Raw genomic sequence first — 21,161 nt, 5'->3', positions numbered from 1 at the left:
GCGGTCATGTCCCAGTCCAGGGCGGTGATCTGGCGCAGCCACCTGCTGCCCGGGTCGGAGACCTTCGTCCGCAACCAGGGTGACGCGCTGACCCGCTGGGCGCCCCACTACCTGGGCGCGGTCAAGGTGGCTTCCCCGCTGGCCCGGGACAGCGACGCCGTCGCGTTTCCGGACGACCCGCGCGGCCGGGCCGACCTGCTGCGGCTCAAGCTCACCGGCTGGTCGGCCCGGCTCGACGCGGCGCTGGCGCGACTCGCGCCGGATCTGGTGCACGCCCACTTCGGCGGCGACGGCTGGCTCGTCAGCGGCAGCACGCGGCGGCTCGGCGTACCCCTGGTGGTGACCCTGCACGGGCAGGACGTGACCCGGCAGCCCGCGCTGCCCGGGGCGCGCGGCGCCCGCAACCGGCGCCACCTGCGCCAGGCGTTCGACCGGGCGGCGCTGGTCATCGCGGTGTCGGAGTTCATCCGCGACCGGGCGGCCGCCCTCGGCGCCGACCCGGCGAAGGTCCGGGTGCACCACATCGGCGTGCCGATCCCGCCCCCGCCCGCGGCGACGCCGAAGCGGTGGGACGTCATCTTCGTCGGCCGGTTCGTGGCCAAGAAGGGCGTCGACGACCTGGTGGAGGCGGTGGGGATGCTGCCCGCCGCCCGCCGGCCCCGGCTGCTCCTCGTGGGCAGCGGGCCGCTCGAGGCGCCGGTCCGGCGCCGGGCCGCCGAACTCGGCCTGGACGCCACCTTCCTCGGCGCGCAGAGCCCCGAGGTGGTCCGCCGTCATCTGGCCGAGTCGCGGATCCTGGCGGCGCCGTCGCGGACCGCCCCAGACGGCGACTGCGAGGGGCTGCCCACCACCATCCTGGAGGCGGGCAGCGCCGGCCTGCCGGCGGTGGCGACCTACCACAGCGGCATCCCGGAGGCGGTGCGGCACGGCGAGACCGGGCTGCTCAGCGCCGAACGGGACCGGCCGGCGCTCGCCGAGCACCTCGACACGCTGCTCGGCGACGAGGCGCTGCGGTCCCGCCTCGGCGCCGCCGCCCGCGCGCACGTCGAGGCGCACTTCGACCTGCACCGGCAGACCCGGCTGCTGGAGGAGCTGTACGACGAGGCGCGCTCCGGCCGTCCCGCCGGCGCTACGCGGGCCGGGTCGTGACGCCGTCAGAGCTCGTGGCCACCCGGTCACGGTGCGTCGGCGTACCGCTGGCCGCCGCGGTCGAGCGGGTGACCGGCCGGCCGCCGCGCACCGTCCGGCCGTGGGCCCTGGCCCACGGCGTCTGACTCGTCAGGCGCTGGCGGAGACGAGCGGCGCCGGCGCCACGGGCTCCAGACTCTTGCGGCGCCGGTTGGGGAACGACAGCCGGATGACCTTCCACCACGCGGAGGCCACCTGCTTGGGCAGCGGTCCGGTGGTGTACTTCAGCCCGTACCGGTCGAACAGCGCCCGGACCTGGGGGGCGATCTCCTGGTAGCGGTTGCTCGGCAGGTCCGGGAAGAGGTGGTGCTCGATCTGGTACGACAGGTTGCCGGTCATAATGTGCGTCAGCCGGCTGCCGCTGATGTTGGCCGAGCCGAGCATCTGCCGCAGGTACCACTCGCCCTTCGTCTCGCCCTCGATGGAGGTCTTCTCGAAGGTCTCCACCCCACTGGGGAAGTGGCCGCACATGATCACCGAGTGGCTCCACAGGTTGCGGATCAGGTTCGCGGTGAACGTGGCGGCCAGGGTGCTCAGGAACGACGGGCCGGACAGCAGCGGGTGCACCACGTAGTCCTTGAGCACCTGGCGGCGGATCTTGCGGCCGACCGCCCGGGCCCGGGCCCGGAACTCGGGGTCCTTGTGCCCGCCGTCGCGCAGGTACTTCCCCAGCTCCAGGTCGTACGCGGCGATGCCGTACTCGAAGAAGCAGGCGTTGACGAGGTTGTAGAACGGCTGACCCAGGTGGCCCTTGCTCCACGGCTGGTCCTCGTCGACCCGCATGATGCCGTAGCCGAGGTCGTTGTCCTTGCCCAGCACGTTGGTGTACCGGTGGTGCAGCTCGTTGTGCGAGTGCTTCCACTGCTCGGCCGGGGTGACGTGGTCCCACTCCCAGGTCGTCGAGTGGATCTTGGGGTCGCGCATCCAGTCCCACTGGCCGTGCAGGACGTTGTGGCCGATCTCCATGTTCTCCAGGATCTTGGCCACCGCGAGGCCGGCGGTACCGACGATCCAGGCCGGCGGGAACAGCGAGAAGAGCAGCACGGCGCGGCTGCTCATCTCCAGTGTCCGCTGGGTCTTGACCACCCGCCGGATGTAGCGGGCGTCCCGCTCCCCCCGGTCGGCGATCACCCGGTCCCGGATGGCGTCCAGCTCCTTGCCGAGGATCTCGATGTCCGCGGCGGTGAGGTGGGCGATCGGGTTGTCGGCCTTCTTCTGGATCGCGGTCACGTCGGGGGCCTCCTGTCAGAGTTCGATGTCGCAGGTACCGGCGGCCGCCGACACGCAGGTCTGGATGAGCACGCCGTCGCCGGGGACGGCGGTGGTGAGGTCGCCGTTGCGCAGGTCCCGGACCGCGCCCTGGCGCAGCGGCACCACGCAGCCGAAGCAGATCCCCATCCGGCAGCCCGACGGCATGAGCACCCCCGCGTTCTCACCGGCGTCCAGAATCGGGGTGGCCCCGTCCGCCTCGACCGTCACGCCGGCGCCGGTGAAGGTCACCGCCCCACCCTCCCCGGGGGCGATCACCGTGGGCCGGAACCGCTCGGTGTGCAGCCGGTCGGCCACGCCGCAGTCGGTCCAGTGCCGCTCGACGGCGTCGAGCAGGCCGACCGGGCCGCAGGCCCAGGTCTGCCGCTCGGCGTGGTCGGGCACGAGCTCGTCCAGCTCGGGTACGCCGAGCAGCCCGTCGGTGTCGGTGTGCCGCTCGATGAGCCGCAGCGCGCCGGTGGCGGCGAGCGCCCGCAGTTCGGCGCCGAAGATGACGTCGTCCCGGCGGGGCGCCGAGTGCACCAGCACGACGTCGGCCCGGGCCGGCAGGCCGGCGCGGAGCATCGCCATGACCGGGGTGATGCCACTGCCGGCGGTGAGGAAGAGGACCCGCTCGGGGATCGCCGCGGGCAGCACGAAGTCGCCCTGCGCCTGGTCGAGCTGGACGATCGTGCCGGGCCGGACGCGGCGGACGAGATGGTTGCTGACCTTGCCGTCCGGGATCGCCTTCACGGTGACCGTGATCCGGCGATCGGCGCCGCCCGGCACCGAGGTGAGCGAGTACGCCCGCCATTGACGCACCCCGTCGACGTCCACCCCGAGGCGCACGTACTGTCCGGGCAGGTGGCCACGCCAGCCCCGACCCGGCTGGATGACCACGGTCGCCGCGTCCGGGGTCTCGGGACGCACCTCGACGATCCGGCCGCGCAGGGCGGCGCCGGCCCGCAGCGGCGCGACCAGGTCGAGGTAGTCCGCCGGCAGCAGCGGGGTGGTGACCGTCTCGGCCAGCCTCAGCAGCCGGTGCCGGAAGCTGGCCTTCGGACGGGCGATTGTGGTCATGTGACCAGGGTGGCTACCCGATCGCATAACATCTTGTCCGACAAAGGTGAATTGACCACGGGTTTTTGTGCGGGGTGAACAAGATGTCGGACGAGGCGCGCCACGCCACCCACCTCGAACTGGACGAACGGGTCGCCTCCCGACTCCGCGACCGTCTGCCCGTGGTGGCCGAGCGGACGGTCAGCGCGATCACCGCCGAGGTGACCGCCTACTCCGGCGCCCTCACCGGCACGATGCGGGCGAAGATCGAGAACGCGGTACGCATCGCGCTGGGCACGTTCCTGCAGCTCATCGAGGGGGCGCAGGCCGCCGACCCGAGCACCCCACTCGCCCCCGCGCTGGAAGCCGCGTACGCGCTGGGCAGCGGCGAGGCCCGCTCCGGGCGGAGCATGGACGCGCTGCTGGCCGCGTACCGGGTGGGCGCCCGGGTGGCCTGGCGGGAGGTGTCCGCCACCACCGTACGCAGCGGGCTGGCCGCCGAGACGGTGGCCGAGTTCGCCGAGCTGATGTTCGCGTACATCGACGAGCTGTCGGCGGCCAGCGTGGCCGGGCACGCCGACGAGCTGGCCAGCGCCGGCCGGGCCCGCCGCCGCAACCTGGAACGCCTCACCCAGCAACTCCTGGCCGGCGAGCCGGAGGAGATCCTGCGCCGCAGCGCCGAGCGGGCCGACTGGCCGCTGCCGCAGACCCTCACCGTCGTCCTGCTGCCCCGCCGCGACCTGCGCGCGGTGCTCGCCCTGCTCAGCCCGCACACGCTAGAGAGCGGCGAGGACCTGCCCGGGATGGACCCGGCCGAGGAACTGGCCGTGCTGCTGGTGCCGGACATGCACGGCGGCCGGCGCCGCCAGCTCGCCCGGCTGCTGCCCGGCCACCGGGCGGTGCTCGGGCCGGCCCGGCCCTGGCACCGGGTCGCCGCCTCCTACCAGCGGGCCACCCGGGCGCTCGCCCTCGGCCTCGGCGAGCCGGACGCCGGCCCGGTCGACACCGAACAGCACCTGGCCGAACTGCTGCTCAGCATGGACCCGGAGGGGCTGGCGGACCTGCGCGCCCAGGCACTGCGCCCGCTGGCCGCGCTGCCCCCGGCCACCGCGCACCGGCTCGCCGAGACGCTGCGCTCCTGGCTGCTGCACCAGGGCCGGCGCGACGACGTGGCAGCCGACCTATTCGTGCATCCGCAGACCGTCCGCTACCGGATGGGCAAGCTGCGCGAGCTGTACGGCGAGCGACTCCACCATCCGGCCACCGTCCTCGACCTCACGCTGGCCCTGGCCGTGCCGCCGACCCCGCCCGCGGTCGACTGAGCAGGGCCGGCAGGTCCGGTCCGCCCGGGGCCCCGGCGGGCATCCACCGACCTGATCAAGGTCGGGCGCCGCCGGTAGGGTCGCCGCATGCCCACCGCCGTCCCGCCCACCTGGTTCGACACCGTCGCCGGTGGCTGGCCGAACCTCCTCCAAGGCCTGCTCAGCGGCGCGATCACCGGCGCGGTCGCGGCCGTGGTCAGCTTCGCCGTGGTCAACCGCACCAACGCCGGCACCCGCCTGCTCACCCGCCGGCAGGAGGCCCGGCAGAAGCTGATCGAGGCGATCGAGGCGAGCATCCACACCTTCGTCGGCGTGCCCGACAACCGGCCCTGGCGAGCGGACTACGAAGCGGTGGCCGTGCTCAACTTCCAGCTGCGGCTCGCCGCCGCGCTGGTCGCGGAACAGAACGCCCGGCTCGCCCAACGGGTGCAGGACGTGGCCGACGAACTGGCCGACGTGGCCGTGACCTGGCGCGAACAGGCCCACCTCCAACCCGACGACCAGGCGCCCCGCCGGTACAACGCGGCGTACGCCGTGGTGTCGCCGCTGCAGGACGAGGTGGTCGACTGGCTCGGCAACATCAACCCGCTCCCCCGAGGCCGGTCCCGCTGACCGCGTCCCCTCGCGTCGCATTGCTGCCGGCCCGGGCGGCCCGAGGCGGCTGCCCGTCGTAGGCGCCAGAGGGGTCGATCGGTCGGGGCGCCGGGTGGCCTTCACCGGGGCCAGCCCGCCGGGCGGGCGTCACTGTGGCGACGCCTTTGGAGCTGATGGCGCAAACGACTCAGCTGCCCGGCCTCGCGAGGGCGGAGCCATCCCCTCCGCACGGTCCAGCCACCGGCAACGAGCTCGGCCTCACGGCCGTGCGGCCTTGAGCGTCGTTCTGGCTCGTTGCAGGGCGCGGGTCGTGCCTCTCCGCCGTCACGGGCGACGCCGACGGACCGACCGGCGGTCGCTGACGGCGACGCCGCCGACTGAATCGTCTGCGCCATCAGCTCCAAAGCGTGGCGCAACCGACCACCGCCCCGCCGGCGCCGTCTGAGCGGCCGGCCAGGCAGCCCACGCCGTGCGCCCATCGAGCTGGAGCGGCTCGCCACGGTGGACTCGCCGTACGTGACCCACCTGCGCTACCGGGTCCGGCGCGCCACCGCCCCGCAGCCCTGACGAGCCCGGCCGGCGTCAGCCTGTCCCGCCGGAGTCGCCCAGCGCGAAGACGACGATGCTCCGCTCGCCGCCGTCGCCCGCCGGCTCGGTGCGGGTGCCGGCCGGCTGGAACCCGCACTTCTCCGCCACCCGGATCGAGGCCGTGTTCGCCTCGTCCGCCTCCAGGATCACCCGCTCCAGGCCGAGGTCGGACAGCGCCCAACGGGCCAGCAGCCGGACCGCCCGGGGCGCGGCACCCCGCCCCCGGCACTGCGGGAACACCCCGTACGCCACGGTGACCACCGCGTCGCTGCGGAACTGCAGGTTGATGCTCCCGACCGGTTCGTCGGTCACCGCGTCCGCGATTACCAGCGGGGCGGCCTTCCCGCTGCGCCACATCTCCTCGCCCCGCGCCACAAAGTCGCGGCGCGCCTGCGCGTCCATCGGCTCGTCGTCCAGCCAGCGGCGGATCTCCGGATCGTGGCTGGCCGCGGCGATCGCCTCGACGTCTGACTCCCGCCGTGGCCGCAGGGCGACCGTGCCGTCAGTCAGCGGCGCGGCGGGCGGCGCGATCGGAGTGGAACGGGTCATGGACGGTCATGGTACGGCCGGTTCCTGAGCCCGCTGGCAGATGAACTCCGTGGCCGGCAGGGCCGTGGTGGGCCCGGGTCTGACCACCGGCGGCGGGACCGAGTCGTACCGGTTGGCCACGTACGACAGCGCGGCGAGCAGCCCGTCGCTGGTCATCTCCACCGGCCGCCCGGCGGCCGACCGGTCGACGGTCACCGGCATCCGGCCGGCCCGGGACCACGCCAGTCGGCCCCGGTCGGTGATGTAGCCGCGGGCCTGTCCGGCGTTGTCCGGGTGCAGGCAGTACGGGATGTCGAGGTAGCCGCGGGCGAAGGCACGGCGGAGGGCGACGCCCACGTCCTCGCTGAGCTCCAGCACCGCCTCGATCAGGGTCCGCGCCTCGGCGTAGATGCCGGTGTCCGGTACCTCGGCCGGGGCCGGCTGCTCGGCGGCGGCGGCCCGGGCGGCGTGCTCCAGCGCAGCCACGTTCTCCTCGACCGTCGGGATGCGGTGCGCCTCGGCCGGGGTCTTCACGATCAGGCGGGCCGCTCCGCCGCGTACCGCCAGCCGGGCGGCGGTGCCGAGCAGCCGCAGCGCCCCCTCGGTGGTCCGTGGATACACGCCCATGTAGGTGTAGAGCACCACGTGACTGTCCAGGTCGGGCAGCAGTTCGTCGATCAGCCGGCGCAGCGCGGCCAGCGCCTCCTCGTCCTGCTCGGGCGAGGTCTGCTGGGCGTAGCTCAGCGAGACGCTGCGCAGCCCGTGCTGCCGGAAGAACATGCCCTCCAGCACGGTCACGGCGAGCAGCAGGCTGGGCGGGCAGAGCTGCCCGAGCAGGCAGCCACCGAAGCTCTCCAGGTGCGGTTCGACGCCGAGGTCCCGCAGCCGGGTGTAGCCGGCGCAGCATCGCGCCCAGCTGTCGACCGCGTCCCGCAGCGGCACCCGGCTGTAGGGCAGGCAGTACGAGACGGGGCCGCCCTCGGTCGCGTCCACCCCGGTCCGCAGCAGGGCGGCGAAGATCTGCTCGGGCCGCGCCGAGCCGTGCCGCACCTGCACCGGCACGTCGTGCCGGTGCGCGGCGGCGAGCACCCAGCGGGTCACCTCCGGGGGGTGGTCGACGATCGGATACCCGTTCAGGGGTGATCCGTCGGCCAGCGCGCGCCGGGCGGCCGCGTGGTCACCGACCCGGGTGTAGCTGTCCAGCGTGACGGTGGCCGCGGTCGCCGCCCGGGCCCGCGCCACCGCGTCCAGCCCGGCCCGCATGGCGGCCGGGTCGCCGAAGCCCATCCGGGGCTGCACGACCAGCTCGCCCCGCGCGCGGGCGGCGGCGACGGCCGCGGCGAACGGGCCGCGCGGCACCCCGGCGGCGCTCCGCTCGGTCATGCCGACCGGTCCGCCGCGACGAGTTCGAGCCGGCCGAGGTACTCCAGGAAGCGGTCCCGGTCGGCGCCGTCGTCGAAGACGGCCGTGTAGCCGGCGGCGAACAGCTCGGCGACCTGCGCCCCGGTCAGGCTGCCGTCGACGCCCAGCTTGCCGCCGATGACGATCGGCACGTCGGCCAGGGCCGGGTCGGCGCGCAGCACGGCGGCCAGCCGTTTGCCGTCGGTGCAGCCGTGCCCGTTGACGCTGGAGACCACCACCAGGTCGGGGTTGCTCCGGTGGCACTCGGCGGCGAACAGCTCTTCCGGCACGCAGGCACCCAGGTTGATCACCCGGTGCCCGGCCTCCTCCAGCAGCAGTTGCAGGTAGACCAGGTTCCAGGTGTGCGCGTCGGAGGAGACCGTGCCGAGCAGCACGGTGCGGCCGCCGCCGGTCGCGGCCGGCTGGACCGGGGCCAGCACGGTCACCGGCCTACCCCCGCGGCGTGCAGGGCGTCGAGGAAGCCGTCCAGCCGCTCCAGGCCCCAGAACCGGTGCCGGCCCACGATGAAGTACGGCACCGCGAAGATGTCGTCGTCGTACGCGCCGGCCAGGGCCTGCACCGCCGCCTCGCGCAGGGTCGGGTCGGCCACGGCGCCGATCGCCCCGACCGGATCGATCCCCGCCTCCGTGGCCAGGCCGGCCAGCACGCCCGGGTCGCTGATGTTCTCGCCCTGCTCCCACCGGGCGCGGACCGCCGCCTGGTAGAACTCCCAGGCGCGCCCCTGCTCGCGGGCGTACAGCCAGGCCAGGTGGGGCACCGCCCAGTCGACGTCCATGTCGGCCGGCCAGACCATCCGGTACCCGAGCCGGTGCACCAGCCGGTTGGTGTCGGTCAGCAGGTACTCGTGCTTCGCCCGGCTGATCGGGGTGTCCAGGAAGCTCGAGTCCGCCTCGGCCAACGCGGCGCGCAGCCCGTCCTCCGGCACCCAGTGCGGCACGAAGGTGATGGCGTCCGGCGCTTCCGGCCAGCGTTCCGTGAGCTGACGTACGGCGAGCCAGCTGCGCGGGCTGCGGAACGAGAAGTAGAGCCGGGGAGGCTTACGCATGTCGGGGGGTCTCCTCGGGATCAGGCGACGGTCGGGGTGGGCAGCGCCGCGAGGAACCGCCGGATCTCCGCGGTCACCGCGGCGGCCTGCCTCAGGTGGCAGAAGTGACCGCCGTCGGACCTGGTGTGCACGGACGCCACCGGCATCGCCCGGCGGAGCGCCTCGGTGCGGGCGCCGGCGAGGGCCGGGTCGAGCGCGCCGGTGACCACCAGGGTGGGCACCGTGACGGTGTCGAGACCGAGATCGGCGGTGGTGATGAACTGGCGGAGCAGGGCGACGAAGCCGAGCGGGCCGACCCGGTCGAGGGCCTTCGCGACCATGGTGTCGACCAGGTCCGGGTCCAGGGTGTGCCGCCGCCGGCCCAGCCGGAGCCGGAGTCCCTCGCCGATCACGGCGCGGAACCGGGCGAGTTCCCGGTCGAAGAGCTGCCAGCTGACCGGGTCGTCGGGGGACCGGAAGTACGGGGCGAGCAGCACGACACCGTCCGTCGCGGGCCGGTCCGCCGCGGCGAGGAGTTCCAGCACCGCGTTCGCCCCGAACGAGTGGCCCACCAGCAGGGCGGGCGGTTCGGGGAGCAGGTCCAGGGCGTGCCGCAGCAGCGTTGCGGGGCTGGTGCGGTGCACCCAGCCGTACTCGGCGCCGGCGCGCCACGGCAGGTCGAGGGCGTAGGGAGTGAAGGGGGGGTCAGCGCCCAGCGCGTCGAGGAACGGCTGCCAGGTGTGCCAGGAGTCCTCCATGCCGTGCGCGAGCACCAGCGCCGGGCCGCTGCCCGGACCGCGGTGCACGGCAAGGCGTTCGCCGTGGCACTCGGCCTCGACGACGGGATACCAGGTCACGGCGTACCTCCGAGCCTCGCCCGCCGCGGGGCCACCAGGCGGTGGCTGCCCGCGGCGGGACCGGGGCGGTCATGTGGGTCAGTCCTGCCAGCCGGCGTACTGCTTGACGACGTCGTAGACGGCGCGCAGGTTCTCCATCTTGGGCAGCTCGGTCTGCGGGATCTCGATCTTGTACATCTTCTCCAGCCGGGCCAGGATCTCGATCGCCCGCAGCGAGTCCGCCTCGTGGTCGTCGACGAAGTGGCTGGTCTCGGTGATCTCCTCGGGCTCCACCTCGAGCACCTCGGCGACGATCTCGCGCAACTCGTTCATCCGGTTGCTCATGACCTGGGTCATCGTGCTGCCTTCCCTTCTCTGGTGTGACTGGTTGGCTCAGCCGGTCGGCCCGGCGGCCAGTTCGGTGTCCGGCCGGGCGACCGCGAGCATCGAGCCGACGACGGCGATCCGCCGCTCACCGACCCAGGTCTCGCCGCGCATGACCGCGCTGTTGGGTTTGAGCGACTCCACCACCACCTCGTGGCGCAGGACGTCGCCCGGGTACGCGGCACCGAGGAACTCGAAGTCCCGGGCCGCGCCGAAGACGAGGGTGCCCTTCGGCGTCTCGCCGGCGGCCCGGGCGGAGAGCAGCCAGAGCACCGCCCCGGCCTGGCCGAGCGACTCCACGATCAGCGCCGCCGGATAGGCGTACGCGGACTGCGGCAGTCCCTCGGCGAGACCGGCGAAACACGGCTCGGTGCCGGTGACCGCCTTGGTCGCCACGATGCGCCGCCCGGGCTCCACCTCGAGGACCCGGTCCACCTGCAGGATCGGGTGCCGGTGCGGCAGGATCGCGGTGAGGTCGGCGTACTCAAGCATCGGTCGCCCCCGACCGCACGCGCAGCTCCAGGGTGACCTTGGCGCTGGCCGCGCCGTCGCCGCGGCGGCAGTCGGCGACCACCCGGACCCGGCGCGGGTCGTCCGGGTCGTCGCGCAGCTGGCAGCTCACGGTGAGCACGTCACCGGGCAGCAGCGGCGCCTTGAACCGCACCGACCGCACCGCGGCCAGCTCCACCCGGACATCCGGGCCGCGGCTGGCCTCGACGGCCCGGCGGGCCGCCTGGTGGACCGTCTCCACGGTGAACACCCCGGGGTAGATGGGGAAACCGGGGTAGTGGCCCACCAGGTACGGGTCGGTGGCCACGATCCGCTTGGTCGCCGTGATGCCATCGGCGTTCTGTTCCATCTGGTCGACCGCGTCCAGTGGGGCGGCGAAACTGCGGCTCATGGCCCTCCTCTCCATTCGCTGTCCGCATTGCACCGGTGTCGGCTCGAGGCCGGCTTAAGGTCGGCTCGGGTCGTCAGAGCACGATCCCGCCGTCGACCTGCAGCACCTGGCCGGTGACGTACCCGGCCCGGTCGGAGGCCAGGAAGGACACCAGCTCGGCGACGTCGGCCGGCTGGCCGAGCCGGCGCAGCGGGATCATGCCGACCGCCTTCGCCCGGGCCTTCTCAGACAGCGCGGCGGTCATGTCCGTCTCGATGAACCCGGGCGCCACCACGTTCACCCGCACCCCGTACGGGCCCAGCTCCTTGGCCAGCGCGCGGCTCATCGCGTTGATCCCGCCCTTGCTGGCCGAGTAGTTGGCCTGGGTGGCGTTGCCGTACACCCCGGCCACCGAGGACATGTTGATCACGGTGCCGCGCTTGCGCTTCATGAAGCCGAACACCACGGTCCGGCAGAAGTTGAAGGTGCCGGTGAGGTTGGTGTCCAGCACCGCCGCCCAGTCGGCGAACGGCATCAGCACCAACGGCTTGTCCCGGACGATGCCGGCGCTATTGACCAGCACCTCCACCGGCCCGAGGTCCGCCTCGGCGGCGGCGACGAACTCGGTCACCGCGTCCGGGTCGGCCACGTCGCAGGGGGCGTGGAAGCAGCGCACCCCCCGCTGCTTGATCGCGTCGGCCGTCTCCGCCGCCGCCTCACCGCCGCTGCGGTAGCAGAACGCCACGTCGTACCCGTCCTCGGCCAGCCGCAGCGCCACCGCGCGGCCGATGCCGCGCGAGCCGCCGGTGACCAGCGCGGTGCGCTGCTCCATCCGGTCCTCCTAGCGGGCCGCGGCGGCGCCGTCGGCGGCCATCGCGGCGATCAGGCTCTTCGGGCGCATGTCGGTCCACTCGCGCTCGACGTAGTCGAGGCAGGCCTGCCGGCTGTCGTCGCCGAAGGCGGTGTGCCAGCCGTCGGGCACCGGCACGAACGACGGCCACAGCGAGTGCTGCCCCTCGTCGTTGACCAGCACCACGTACCGGCCCTCCTCGTTCTCGAACGGGTTGCTGCTCATCGCGTTTCTCCCTCTCGCTCGGTGTCGATCGCGCTCAGCCGCTCGGCCAGTACCCGGCCGATGGCGGCCAGGGGTTCCGGCTGGGTCATGTCGTTGTGCTGGCAGTCGACGTCGTGCGTCCGCACGCCGCCGGACAGGTGTGGCCGCCAGGCGGCCCGCGGGTCCGCCCCGGGTGCCCGGTCGCGGGTGGCGACGAACAGCAGCGCGTCGAGGTCGACGTGCCCCGGGCGGTGCTCCCGGGCCAGCCGGGAGTTGTTGGCGAACACCTCGTACAGGGCCGTGATGTGCCGGGCCTCCAGCCGGCCGAGCACCCCCTCGTTGCGGCTGAGCAGCTCGGCGACGTGCTCCTCGTCGACCTGCGCGGCGGCGGCGTCGGCCGGGTAGCCGGCCAGCTGCAGCATCCCGGCCAGGAACTCGGCCCGGTTGAGGATGCCCGGCTCGGCCCGCTCCGCCTCGGTCTTCGGGAACGAGTCCAGCAGCGCCAGCAGCGCCACCTGCTCACCGCCGGCCCGCAGCCGGGCGGCGATCTCGTGCGCGATCAGCCCGCCGAACGACCAGCCCAGCAGGTGGTACGGGCCGACCGGCTGGACCTCCCGGATCCGGGCCAGGTATTCCTCGGCGATCTGCCCGACGCTGCCCGGCAGCTCGGCGCGCTCGGCCAGGCCCCGCGACTGCAGACCGTAGATCGGCCGGTCGGTGAGGTGCCCCATCAGGCCGGAGTAGGCCCAGCTGAAGCCACTGGCCGGGTGGACGCAGAACAGCGGCGGCCGGGCGCCGTGCCGGCGCAGCGGCAGCAGCACGTCGAAAGCGCTGCGGCCGTCGTCGTCGGCGGTGTCGAGCCGGTCGGCCAGCTCGGCCACCGTCGGCGCCTCGAACAGCGTACGCAGGGCCAGGTCCACCTCGAAGGTGGCGCGGACCCGGCTGATCAGCCGGGTGGCCAGCAGCGAGTGCCCGCCCAGGTCGAAGAAGGCATCGTCGATGCCCACCTCGGGTACGCCGAGCACCTCGGCGAACAGCCCGCACAGCACCCGCTCCCGGTGGCTGCGCGGTGCGCGCCGCTGCGCGCCGGCGCCCGTCTCGGCCGCGTCCGGCACCGGCAGGGCACCCCGGCTCAGCTTTCCGTTCGGGGTCAGCGGCAGCTCGTCCAGCACCACCACGGCCGCCGGCACCAGGTACTCCGGCATCGCCGCGGCGACCGTGGCGCGCAGCTCGGCCGGCTGCGGACTCCGGCCGGGGGCCGGTACGACGTACCCGACCAGCCGCTGGTCGCCGGGGCGGTCCTCGCGGACGATCACCGCGCAGCGGGCCACGTCGTCGTGGCCGGCCAGCACCGCCTCGATCTCGCCCAGCTCGATCCGGAACCCGCGCAGCTTGACCTGGTCGTCGACCCGGCGCAGGAACATCAGTTCGCCGGTGTCGGTCCACCGCACGATGTCGCCGGTGCGGTACATCCGGGTGCCGGGCGCGCCGAACGGGTCGGCCACGAACTTCCCGGCGGTCTGGCCAGGCCGGGCCAGGTAGCCGCGGGCCAGGCCGCCACCGGCGACGTACAGCTCACCGGGCACGCCGGGCGGAACCGGCCGCAGCCGGGCGTCGAGCACGTACAGCCGGGTGTTGGCCAGCGGGCCGCCGATCGGCAGCGGGCCGGGCGGGATCACCGCCCCCGGTGCGATCCGGTACTCGGTGCAGTTGACCGTGGTCTCGGTCGGGCCGTACATGTTGTACACCGCCACGCCCGGGTGCTCCCGGCGCCACTCGTCGACCACCTCGCCGAGCAGCAGCTCCCCACCGAGCAGCAGCTCGGCGGTCGGGGCGTAGTCGTCCGGCAGCGCGGCCAGCAGCGGCAGGTGGCTCGGCGTGGCCTTCAGGAAGGTGCAGGCCTGCCGGCCCAGCCGTTCCCGGGTCGCGGGGTCGTCGTCCAGGCCGGCGACGTGCACCGTGCCGCCGACGGTCAGCGGCACCCACATGCCGGTGACGCTCAGGTCGAACGAGATCGACGAGTGCAGCAGCGCGCTGCCGCGTACGCCCTGGTAGTCGCCGCCGGCGAAGGTGAGGTAGTCGGTGAGCGAGCGGTGCTCGATCACCACCCCCTTCGGCCGGCCGGTCGAGCCGGAGGTGTAGATGACGTACGCCGGGTTGGTCAGCCGCAGCGGGGCGGCCCGATCGGCGTCGGTGACCGGCTCGGCGGCGAAGCCGTCCGGGTCGCACTCCTCCACCAGCAGCCGCGGCACCCCGCCCGCCGGCAGCTCGGCGGCCGTGGCCGCGTCGGTGAGCAGCAACGCGGGCGCGGTGTCGGCGAGCATGAAGGCGATCCGGTCCGCCGGGTAGGCCGGGTCGACCGGCACGTACGCGCCGCCGGCCTTGAGCACCGCGAGCAGCCAGCCGACCAGCCGGGCCGAGCGGGGCAGGGCCACCGCGACGAACCGCTCCGGACCGACGCCCCGCGCGATCAGCAGCCGGGCCAGCCGGTTGCTGTACGCGTCCAGCTCGGCGTAGCTCAGCTCGGTGTCCGCGTCGACCAGGGCCGGCGCGTCCGGGTTACGGGCGACCTGCGCGGCGAACAGCTGCGGCAGGGTGGCCGCCGGCACCGGGGCGGCGGTGTCGTTCCAGGTCACCAGCACCTGCTCGCGTTCCGGCCCGGTGAGCAGGTCCACCGCGCCGATCGGCTGGTCCGGGTCGGCGGCGAGCGCGGCGAGCATGGTGCGCAGCCGGTCGGCGATCCGCTCGACGGTGCCGTGGTCGAACAGGTCGGCGCTGTACTCGATCCGGCCGGCCAGCCCGGCCGGGGCGCCGGCGTCGTCCAGCTGCTCGGCGAGGCTGACGTTCAGGTCGAACTTGGCCCCGCCGGTGCCGGCCGGCAGCCCGGACACGGTCAGGCCGGGCAGCGTCACGTCGAGGCGGGCGTGGTTGTGCACCGCCAGGACGACCTGGAACAGCGGGTGGCGGGCCACCGACCGGGCCGGGTTCAGCACCTCGACCAGCCGCTCGAACGGCACGTCCGCGTGGGCGTACGCGGCCAGGTCGGTGGCCCGGACCCGGTCCAGCAGTTCGCCGAAGGTCGGGTCGCCGGAGGTGTCGGTGCGCAGCACCAGCGTGTTGACGAAGAAGCCGATCAGCCCGTCGACGGCCTCGTCGACCCGGCCGGCGATCGGGGTGCCCAGCGGCACGTCCTCCCCCGCGCCGAGCCGGGTGAGCAGGGCGGCCAGGGCGGCCTGGGCCACCATGAACAGGCTCGCCTGTCGCTGCCGGGCCAGGTCGGTCAGCCGGGCGTGCAGGTCGGCCGGCACCTCGAAGGTGACGCTGCCGCCGCGCCGGCTGGACACCGCCGGGCGGGGCCGGTCGACCGGCAGCTCCAGCTGCTCGGGCAGCCCGGCGAGGGTCTGCGCCCAGTAGCCGGTCTGCCGGCTGACCAGGCTGCGCGGGTCGGTCTCCGCGCCCAGCACGTGGCGCTGCCAGAGCGCGAAGTCCGCGTACTGGACCGGCAGGGCGGGCAGGTCGGGCGCCCGGCCGGCCCGGCGGGCGGTGTACGCGGCGGCCAGTTCGGCCGAGAGCGGCCCGGCCGACTGCCCGTCGCTGGCGATGTGGTGCATCAGCAGCAGCAGGACGTGCTCGTCGTCGGCGAGCCGGAACAGATCGGCGCGCAGCGGCGGCTCGCCGGCCAGGTCGAACCGGTGCCCGATCGCGGCGGCCAGCGCGGCGGGCAGGTCCGCCTCGGTGACGTCGTGCTCGGCCAGCGTGGGCACCGCCGCCGCCGGGTCGAGGACCTGCTGGTACGGCTCGCCGTCGACCTCGACGAAGACGGTGCGCAGCGTCTCGTGCCGGGCCGTCACGTCGGCCAGCGCGGCGTGCAGCGCGGCCCGGTCCAGGTCGCCGTGCAGCCGCAGCGCCAGCGGCACGTTGTAGCTGACGTCGGAGTCGTCGAAGCGGTTGAGGAACCACAGCCGCCGCTGGGCGTAGGACACCGGCACCAGCTCCGGGCGCGGCCCGGGGCGCAGCGGCGGGCGGCTCTCCCCGCCGGCCAGCAGCCGCGCGGCGAGGCCGGCGACGGTCGGGGTCTCGAAGACCGCCCGGATCGGCAGCTCCACGCCGAAGACCGCGCGGATCCGGTTGACGATCCGGGTGGCCAGCAGCGAGTGGCCGCCGAGGGCGAAGAAGTCGTCGTCCACGCCGACCCGGGCCACCCCGAGCACGTCGGCGAAGACGCCGCAGAGCAGCTCCTCCTGCGGGGTGCGGGCGGCCCGCCCACCGGCCGAGCCGAAGTCCACCGCGGGCAGCGCCTTGCGGTCGACCTTGCCGTTGGCGCTCAGCGGCAGCGCGTCCAGCCGGACCACCACCGAGGGCACCATGGCGTCCGGCAGCCGGGCGGCCACGTGGTCGCGGACCGCCTCCGGGTCGGTGTCACCGACGACGTATCCGACGAGGCGGTTGGTGCCGGCCGGGTCGGTGTTCACCGCCACGGCGGCGGCGGTCACCCCGGCTGCGGCCCGCAGCGCCGCCTCGACCTCGCCCAGCTCGATCCGCTGGCCACGGATCTTGACCTGGTCGTCGTTGCGGCCCAGGAACTCCAGCTGCCCGTCCGGGCGGTAGCGGACCCGGTCACCGGTGCGGTAGAGGCGGGCGCCGGGCCGATCGGTGAACGGGTCGGCGACGAACACCGCGGCGGTGCGGCGCGGGTCGCCCAGGTAGCCGAAGCCGACCCCGACGCCGCCGACGCACAGCTCGCCCGGCACGCCGGGCGGCACCGGCTGCAGGTTGGCGTCGAGCACGTAGAGCTGGGTGTTGCGGATGGCCCGGCCGATCGGCACCCGGTCCGCGTCGGCGTCGGCCGGGGTGGCGATGACCGCGTGCGTCACGTCGTCGGAGCACTCGGTCGGCCCGTACGCGTTGAGCAGCGGGATCTGCGGGAACCGGGCCAGCCAGCGGTGGCACAGCTGCGGCGGCAGCGCCTCGCCGGTGACCAGCAGCCAGCGCAGCTTCGGCAGCTCGGGCACCGGGGCGCCGGCGTCCCAGGCGTCCAGCGCGGTGCGCAGCAGCGACGGCACCACCTCGAGGATGGTCACCCCGTGCCGCTGGACCCGGCCGAACAGGGCGCCCGGGTCCAGCGCGGTGTCGTCGTCGACCACGTCGACGCTGCCGCCGGTGAGCAGCGAGGAGAGCATCTGCCAGACCGAGACGTCGAAGGTGAGCGCGGCGTTCTGCACCACCACGTCCGCCTCGGTGAGGTCCAGGTCCTCCACCTTGGCCAGCAGGTGGTTGAGCATCCCCCGCCGGTGCACCATGGCGCCCTTGGGCCGGCCGGTGGAGCCGGAGGTGAAGATGACGTACGCCAGGTCGGCCAGGCCGGCGGCCAGCGGCGCGGACCCGACCGGCGGGCCGGCCTGGGCCAGCGGCAGGACGGTGACCGGGACACCGGCGGCGGCGACCAGCGCGGCGGCCAGCGCCTCGTGCGCCTGGTCGACCAGCAGCCAGCGGGTGCCGCTGTCGACCAGTAGGTCAGCGTTGCGGGCCACTGGCGAGCGCGGGTCCAGCGGCAGGTAGGCGCCGTCGGCGGTGAGCGCGGCCAGCACCCCGGTGATCGCGTCGGCGCCCCGGTCGGTCAGCAGCGCGACCAGGGCGCCCCGCCCGGTGCCGGCGGCGCGCAGCCGGGCGGCCAGCTCGTCGGCGCGGGCGATCAGCCCGGCGTAGGTGAGGGTCTGCCGCGGGTCGGTCACCGCGACCGCGTCGGGCCGCGCGGCGGCCACCGCCCGGATCAGGGTCACCGGGTCCTCGCCGGGCACCGGCCGGCCGGTGGCGTTCCAGTCGACGAGCATCCGCTGCCGTTCGGCCGGGCCGACCACGTCGACGGCGCCGATCGGCGCGTCCGGGGTGGCGACGGCGGCCTCCAGCATGCGGAGGAACCCGGCGAGGATCCGCTCGGCGGTGATCTCGTCGAACAGGTCGCGGCTGTAGTCCAGCCGGCCGTCGATGCCGCCGGCGCCCGCCGGCCGTTCGGTGAGGTCGATGGACAGGTCGAACTGGGCGGCGTGCGCCCCGACGTTGTCCACCACGACCCGCAGGCCGGGCAGGTCCAGGTCCACCGTGGCGTTGTTCTGCAGCACCAGCATGACCTGGAACAGCGGGTTGCGGGCCATCGACCGGGGCGGGTTGAGCACCTCGACCAGCCGCTCGAACGGGGTGTCCTGGTGCGAGTACGCGGCCAGGTCGGCCTCGCGGACCCGGTCCAGCAGCTGCCGGAAGGTGGGGTTGCCGGCGGTGTCGGTGCGCAGCGCCAGCGTGTTGACGAACATGCCGACCAGCTCGTCGACGGCGTCGTCGGTACGGCCGGCGATCGGGCTGCCGATCGGCACGTCGGTGCCGGCGCCGAGCCGGGTGAGCAGCGCGGCCAGGGCCGCCTGGAACACCATGAACAGGCTGGCCCCGGTGGCGTGCACCAGCGCGTTGAGCCGCTCGTGCAGCGCCGGTTCGACGACGAAGCCGAGCATCCCGCCCTGGTGGCTGGCGACCGGCGGGCGCGGCCGGTCGGCCGGCAGGGTCAGCTCGTCCGGCGCGCCGGCCAGCGTGTCCCGCCAGAACCGCACCTGCTCCGCGATGGCGCTGTCCGGGTCGGACTCGTCGCCGAGCACCGCTCGCTGCCAGAGGGCGTAGTCGGCGTACTGCACGGGCAGCGGGGGGAACTCCGGTGCCCGCCCGGCGACCCGCGCGGCGTACGCGGCGGAGAAGTCCCGGCCCAGTGGGGCCATCGACCAGCCGTCACCGGCGATGTGGTGCAGCACGAGCAGCAGGAAGTACTCGCCGGCGCCGAGGTCGAACAGCCGGGCCCGCAGCGGCGGGTCGACGGCCAGGTCGAACCCGCGCCGGGTCTCGGCGAGCATCAGCTCGCGCACCTCGGCCGGGTCGACGGTCTCCACGGTGATCGGCGGGCAGGCCGCGTCGGCGGTCAGGATCACCTGGTACGGGTCGCCGTCCGCGTCCGGGTAGATCGTGCGCAGGCTCTCGTGGCGCTGGAGCACGTCGCGCAGCGCGGCGCGCAGCGCGGCCACGTCCAGATCGCCGGTCAGCCGCAGCAGGATCGGGATCTTGTACGGGGAGTCGGCGCCGGAGAGCCGGTTGATGAACCAGAGCCGGTTCTGCGCGTACGACAGCGGGATCCGCTCCGGGCGGGGCATCGGCGCCAACGCCCGGCGGGCCTGCTTCGCGCCGCCGAGCCGGGCGGCGAGCCCCGCCACGGTGGGCGACTCGAACAGGTCCCGGATGGCCAGTTCCGCGCCGAGCGCGGTACGGATCCGGCTGACCAGGCGGGTGGCCAGCAGGGAGTGGCCGCCCAGGGCGAAGAAGCTGTCCTCGATGCCGACCTCGGGCAGGCCGAGCACATCGGCGAAGAGCCCGCAGAGCACCTCCTCCTGCGGGGTACGCGGCGCCCGGCGGGTGGAGCCGGCCGCGTAGTCGGGCGTCGGCAGGGCCCGGCGGTCCACCTTGCCGTTGCCGGTCAGCGGCAGGGTGGCCAGCACTACCACGGCGGCCGGGACCATGTATTCCGGCAGCACCGCGGCGGCGTGGGCGCGCAGCGTGGCCGGGTCCGGCGGCGCCGCGTCGGCGGCCGGTACGACGTAGGCGACCAGCCGCTTGTCGCCGGGCCGGTCCTCGCGGACCACCACGGCCACCTGCCCCAGGCCGGGGTCGCGGGCCAGCGCCGCCTCGATCTCGCCGAGCTCGATCCGGAAGCCGCGGATCTTCACCTGTTCGTCGGCGCGGCCGACGAACTCCAGGCTGCCGTCGGGCCGCCAGCGGACCACGTCTCCCGTCCGGTACATCCGGGAGCCGAGGTCGCCGGTGCCGGCGGCGCCGAACGGGTTCGCCACGAACCGCTCCGCGGTCAGCCGCGGCCGGTTCAGGTAGCCGCGGGCCAGCCCGGCGCCGGCGATGTACAGCTCACCGGCCACCCCGGGTGGGGTGGGGCGCAGGTAGTCGTCCAGCACGTACAGCCGCATGTTGTCCAGCGGCCGGCCGATCGGCACCGAGTCCGGCACCTCGGCCACGGCGTGCATCAGGTGGTGCGAGGCGAACGTGGTGGTCTCGGTCGGGCCGTAGCCGTCGCCGACCACGAGGCCCGGGCAGGCGGCCAGCACCCGGCGCACCATCGGCGCGGGCACCACGTCACCGCCGGTCCAGACCTCACGGATCTTGGCGAACGCCTGCGGGGTCTCCTCGGCCAGCAGCCGGAACAGGCCGGCCGTCAGCCACAGCGCGGTCACCTGGCCGCCGGTGAGGACGGCCCGCAGGTCGTCCATGCTCAGCTCACCGGGCGGCGCGACGACCAGTTCCCCGCCGTTCAGCAGCGGCACCCACAGCTCGTACGTCGAGGCGTCGAAGGCCAGCGGTGAGTGCAGCAGCACCCGGCGCTGCCGGTCGGTCCGCCAGCATCGGTCGGCGGCGAGGCTGAGCACGTCGTACTGGGTGACCGCGACGCCCTTGGGGGTGCCGGTCGACCCGGAGGTGTACATGACGTAGGCGAGCTGCCGGGGGTGGGCGGGCCGGCCCGGGTCGGCGTCCGGCCGGGTGGCGATCTCGGCGGCGGCGGCGCCGTCGACGGTCACCACGGTCAGGTCGTGGTCGAACCGTAGGCCGGCCATGGCCCGGTCGGTGAGCAGCACCGAGCTGGCAGTGTCGGCGGCGATGTGGGTCAACCGGTGGGCCGGGTAGCGCGGGTCCAGTGGGACGTACGCGGCGCCGGCCTTGAGGATGGCCAGCACCGACACCACCTGGTCGACCGAGCGTTCCTGGAGCAGGGCGACTCGGCCCTCGGCGGCGACGCCGAGCGCCACCAGGTGCTGGGCCAGCCGGTTGGCCCGGGTGTCGAGTTCCCGGTAGGTCAGCGTGGCGCCGTCGGCGGCGCGGACGGCGACCTGGTCCGGGGTGCGGGCGGCCTGTGCGGCGAACCGGGTGGCCACCCCCGCCGGTCAGCGCCGGCTCGGGCTGGGTGGTGTCGTTCCAGTCGGCCAGCACCAGCCGCCGC

Annotated in this window: 17 protein-coding genes; 4 read left to right on the top strand and 13 right to left on the bottom strand. The window is 74.5% G+C overall.

The annotated features are described in order from the left end of the window. The first annotated feature begins 6 nt into the window (after positions 1–6). Both ACFYM6_RS31530 and ACFYM6_RS31525 read left to right on the top strand, forming a co-directional pair. Positions 7–1,149: a glycosyltransferase gene (locus tag ACFYM6_RS31530; protein ID WP_387281120.1), complete on the top strand. Its 1,143-nt coding sequence runs from the start codon at positions 7–9 to the stop codon at positions 1,147–1,149. After that, the gene (locus ACFYM6_RS31525) at positions 1,146–1,274 is read left to right on the top strand and encodes a hypothetical protein (RefSeq protein WP_387281119.1); all 129 of its coding nucleotides are present in this window, start codon (positions 1,146–1,148) and stop codon (positions 1,272–1,274) included. The genes ACFYM6_RS31530 and ACFYM6_RS31525 overlap by 4 nt, the downstream gene beginning before the upstream one ends. 4 nt (positions 1,275–1,278) lie before the next feature. On the opposite strand, the gene ACFYM6_RS31520 is transcribed toward ACFYM6_RS31525, so the two are convergent. Both ACFYM6_RS31520 and ACFYM6_RS31515 read right to left on the bottom strand, forming a co-directional pair. Next, positions 1,279–2,418 (bottom strand): fatty acid desaturase family protein, encoded by a 1,140-nt coding sequence (locus tag ACFYM6_RS31520; protein ID WP_387281118.1) that lies wholly within the window; start codon positions 2,416–2,418, stop codon positions 1,279–1,281. Positions 2,419–2,433: 15 nt separating this feature from the next. Beyond that, a complete protein-coding gene (locus ACFYM6_RS31515; RefSeq protein ID WP_387281117.1) occupies positions 2,434–3,516 on the bottom strand; it encodes a ferredoxin reductase in 1,083 nt (360 codons plus the stop codon). An 83-nt stretch (positions 3,517–3,599) separates the two neighbouring features. Here ACFYM6_RS31515 and ACFYM6_RS31510 point away from each other — a divergent pair, with 83 nt between their 5' ends. Further along, complete coding sequence (locus ACFYM6_RS31510) at positions 3,600–4,817, top strand: PucR family transcriptional regulator (RefSeq protein WP_387281116.1); 1,218 nt, start codon at positions 3,600–3,602, stop codon at positions 4,815–4,817. Between the two features lie 87 nt (positions 4,818–4,904). Next, positions 4,905–5,429 carry a hypothetical protein gene (locus ACFYM6_RS31505; RefSeq protein ID WP_387281115.1) on the top strand — a complete coding sequence of 175 codons (525 nt, stop codon included), beginning with the start codon at positions 4,905–4,907 and terminating at the stop codon, positions 5,427–5,429. Between the two features lie 564 nt (positions 5,430–5,993). Here the strand turns inward: ACFYM6_RS31505 and ACFYM6_RS31500 are convergent. The 11 genes from ACFYM6_RS31500 to ACFYM6_RS31450 form a co-directional block, all read right to left on the bottom strand. Next, complete coding sequence (locus ACFYM6_RS31500; protein WP_387281114.1) at positions 5,994–6,548, bottom strand: GNAT family N-acetyltransferase; 555 nt, start codon at positions 6,546–6,548, stop codon at positions 5,994–5,996. Positions 6,549–6,554: 6 nt separating this feature from the next. After that, positions 6,555–7,910 carry a methylaspartate mutase gene (locus ACFYM6_RS31495; protein ID WP_387281113.1) on the bottom strand — a complete coding sequence of 452 codons (1,356 nt, stop codon included), beginning with the start codon at positions 7,908–7,910 and terminating at the stop codon, positions 6,555–6,557. Further along, entirely contained in the window at positions 7,907–8,374 is a 468-nt protein-coding gene (locus tag ACFYM6_RS31490; RefSeq protein WP_387281112.1) for a cobalamin B12-binding domain-containing protein, read from the bottom strand. Before ACFYM6_RS31490 ends, ACFYM6_RS31495 begins: the two co-directional genes overlap by 4 nt. Next, on the bottom strand, positions 8,371–8,994 hold the full coding sequence (locus tag ACFYM6_RS31485) for a 2-hydroxychromene-2-carboxylate isomerase (protein WP_387281111.1): 624 nt from the start codon (positions 8,992–8,994) through the stop codon (positions 8,371–8,373). Before ACFYM6_RS31485 ends, ACFYM6_RS31490 begins: the two co-directional genes overlap by 4 nt. Positions 8,995–9,014: 20 nt before the next feature. After that, the gene (locus ACFYM6_RS31480; protein ID WP_387281110.1) at positions 9,015–9,830 is read right to left on the bottom strand and encodes an alpha/beta fold hydrolase; all 816 of its coding nucleotides are present in this window, start codon (positions 9,828–9,830) and stop codon (positions 9,015–9,017) included. A 78-nt stretch (positions 9,831–9,908) separates the two neighbouring features. Beyond that, positions 9,909–10,166: an acyl carrier protein gene (locus tag ACFYM6_RS31475; protein WP_073836461.1), complete on the bottom strand. Its 258-nt coding sequence runs from the start codon at positions 10,164–10,166 to the stop codon at positions 9,909–9,911. A 36-nt stretch (positions 10,167–10,202) separates the two neighbouring features. After that, a complete protein-coding gene (locus ACFYM6_RS31470) occupies positions 10,203–10,685 on the bottom strand; it encodes a 3-hydroxyacyl-ACP dehydratase FabZ family protein (RefSeq protein WP_387281109.1) in 483 nt (160 codons plus the stop codon). Next, complete coding sequence (locus ACFYM6_RS31465; protein ID WP_387281108.1) at positions 10,678–11,094, bottom strand: 3-hydroxyacyl-ACP dehydratase FabZ family protein; 417 nt, start codon at positions 11,092–11,094, stop codon at positions 10,678–10,680. The genes ACFYM6_RS31470 and ACFYM6_RS31465 overlap by 8 nt, the downstream gene beginning before the upstream one ends. A gap of 73 nt (positions 11,095–11,167) precedes the next feature. Next, positions 11,168–11,905: a 3-oxoacyl-[acyl-carrier-protein] reductase gene (gene fabG, locus ACFYM6_RS31460; RefSeq protein WP_387281107.1), complete on the bottom strand. Its 738-nt coding sequence runs from the start codon at positions 11,903–11,905 to the stop codon at positions 11,168–11,170. Positions 11,906–11,914: 9 nt separating this feature from the next. After that, positions 11,915–12,148: an MbtH family protein gene (locus ACFYM6_RS31455; protein WP_357441519.1), complete on the bottom strand. Its 234-nt coding sequence runs from the start codon at positions 12,146–12,148 to the stop codon at positions 11,915–11,917. Then, complete coding sequence (locus ACFYM6_RS31450; protein ID WP_387281106.1) at positions 12,145–21,096, bottom strand: amino acid adenylation domain-containing protein; 8,952 nt, start codon at positions 21,094–21,096, stop codon at positions 12,145–12,147. The genes ACFYM6_RS31455 and ACFYM6_RS31450 overlap by 4 nt, the downstream gene beginning before the upstream one ends. Positions 21,097–21,161: the final 65 nt, after the last annotated feature.

This window comes from Micromonospora sp. NPDC006431 (assembly GCF_042870725.1).
Lineage (GTDB): Bacteria > Actinomycetota > Actinomycetes > Mycobacteriales > Micromonosporaceae > Micromonospora.
This window is presented reverse-complemented; position numbering and strand designations above follow the sequence as displayed.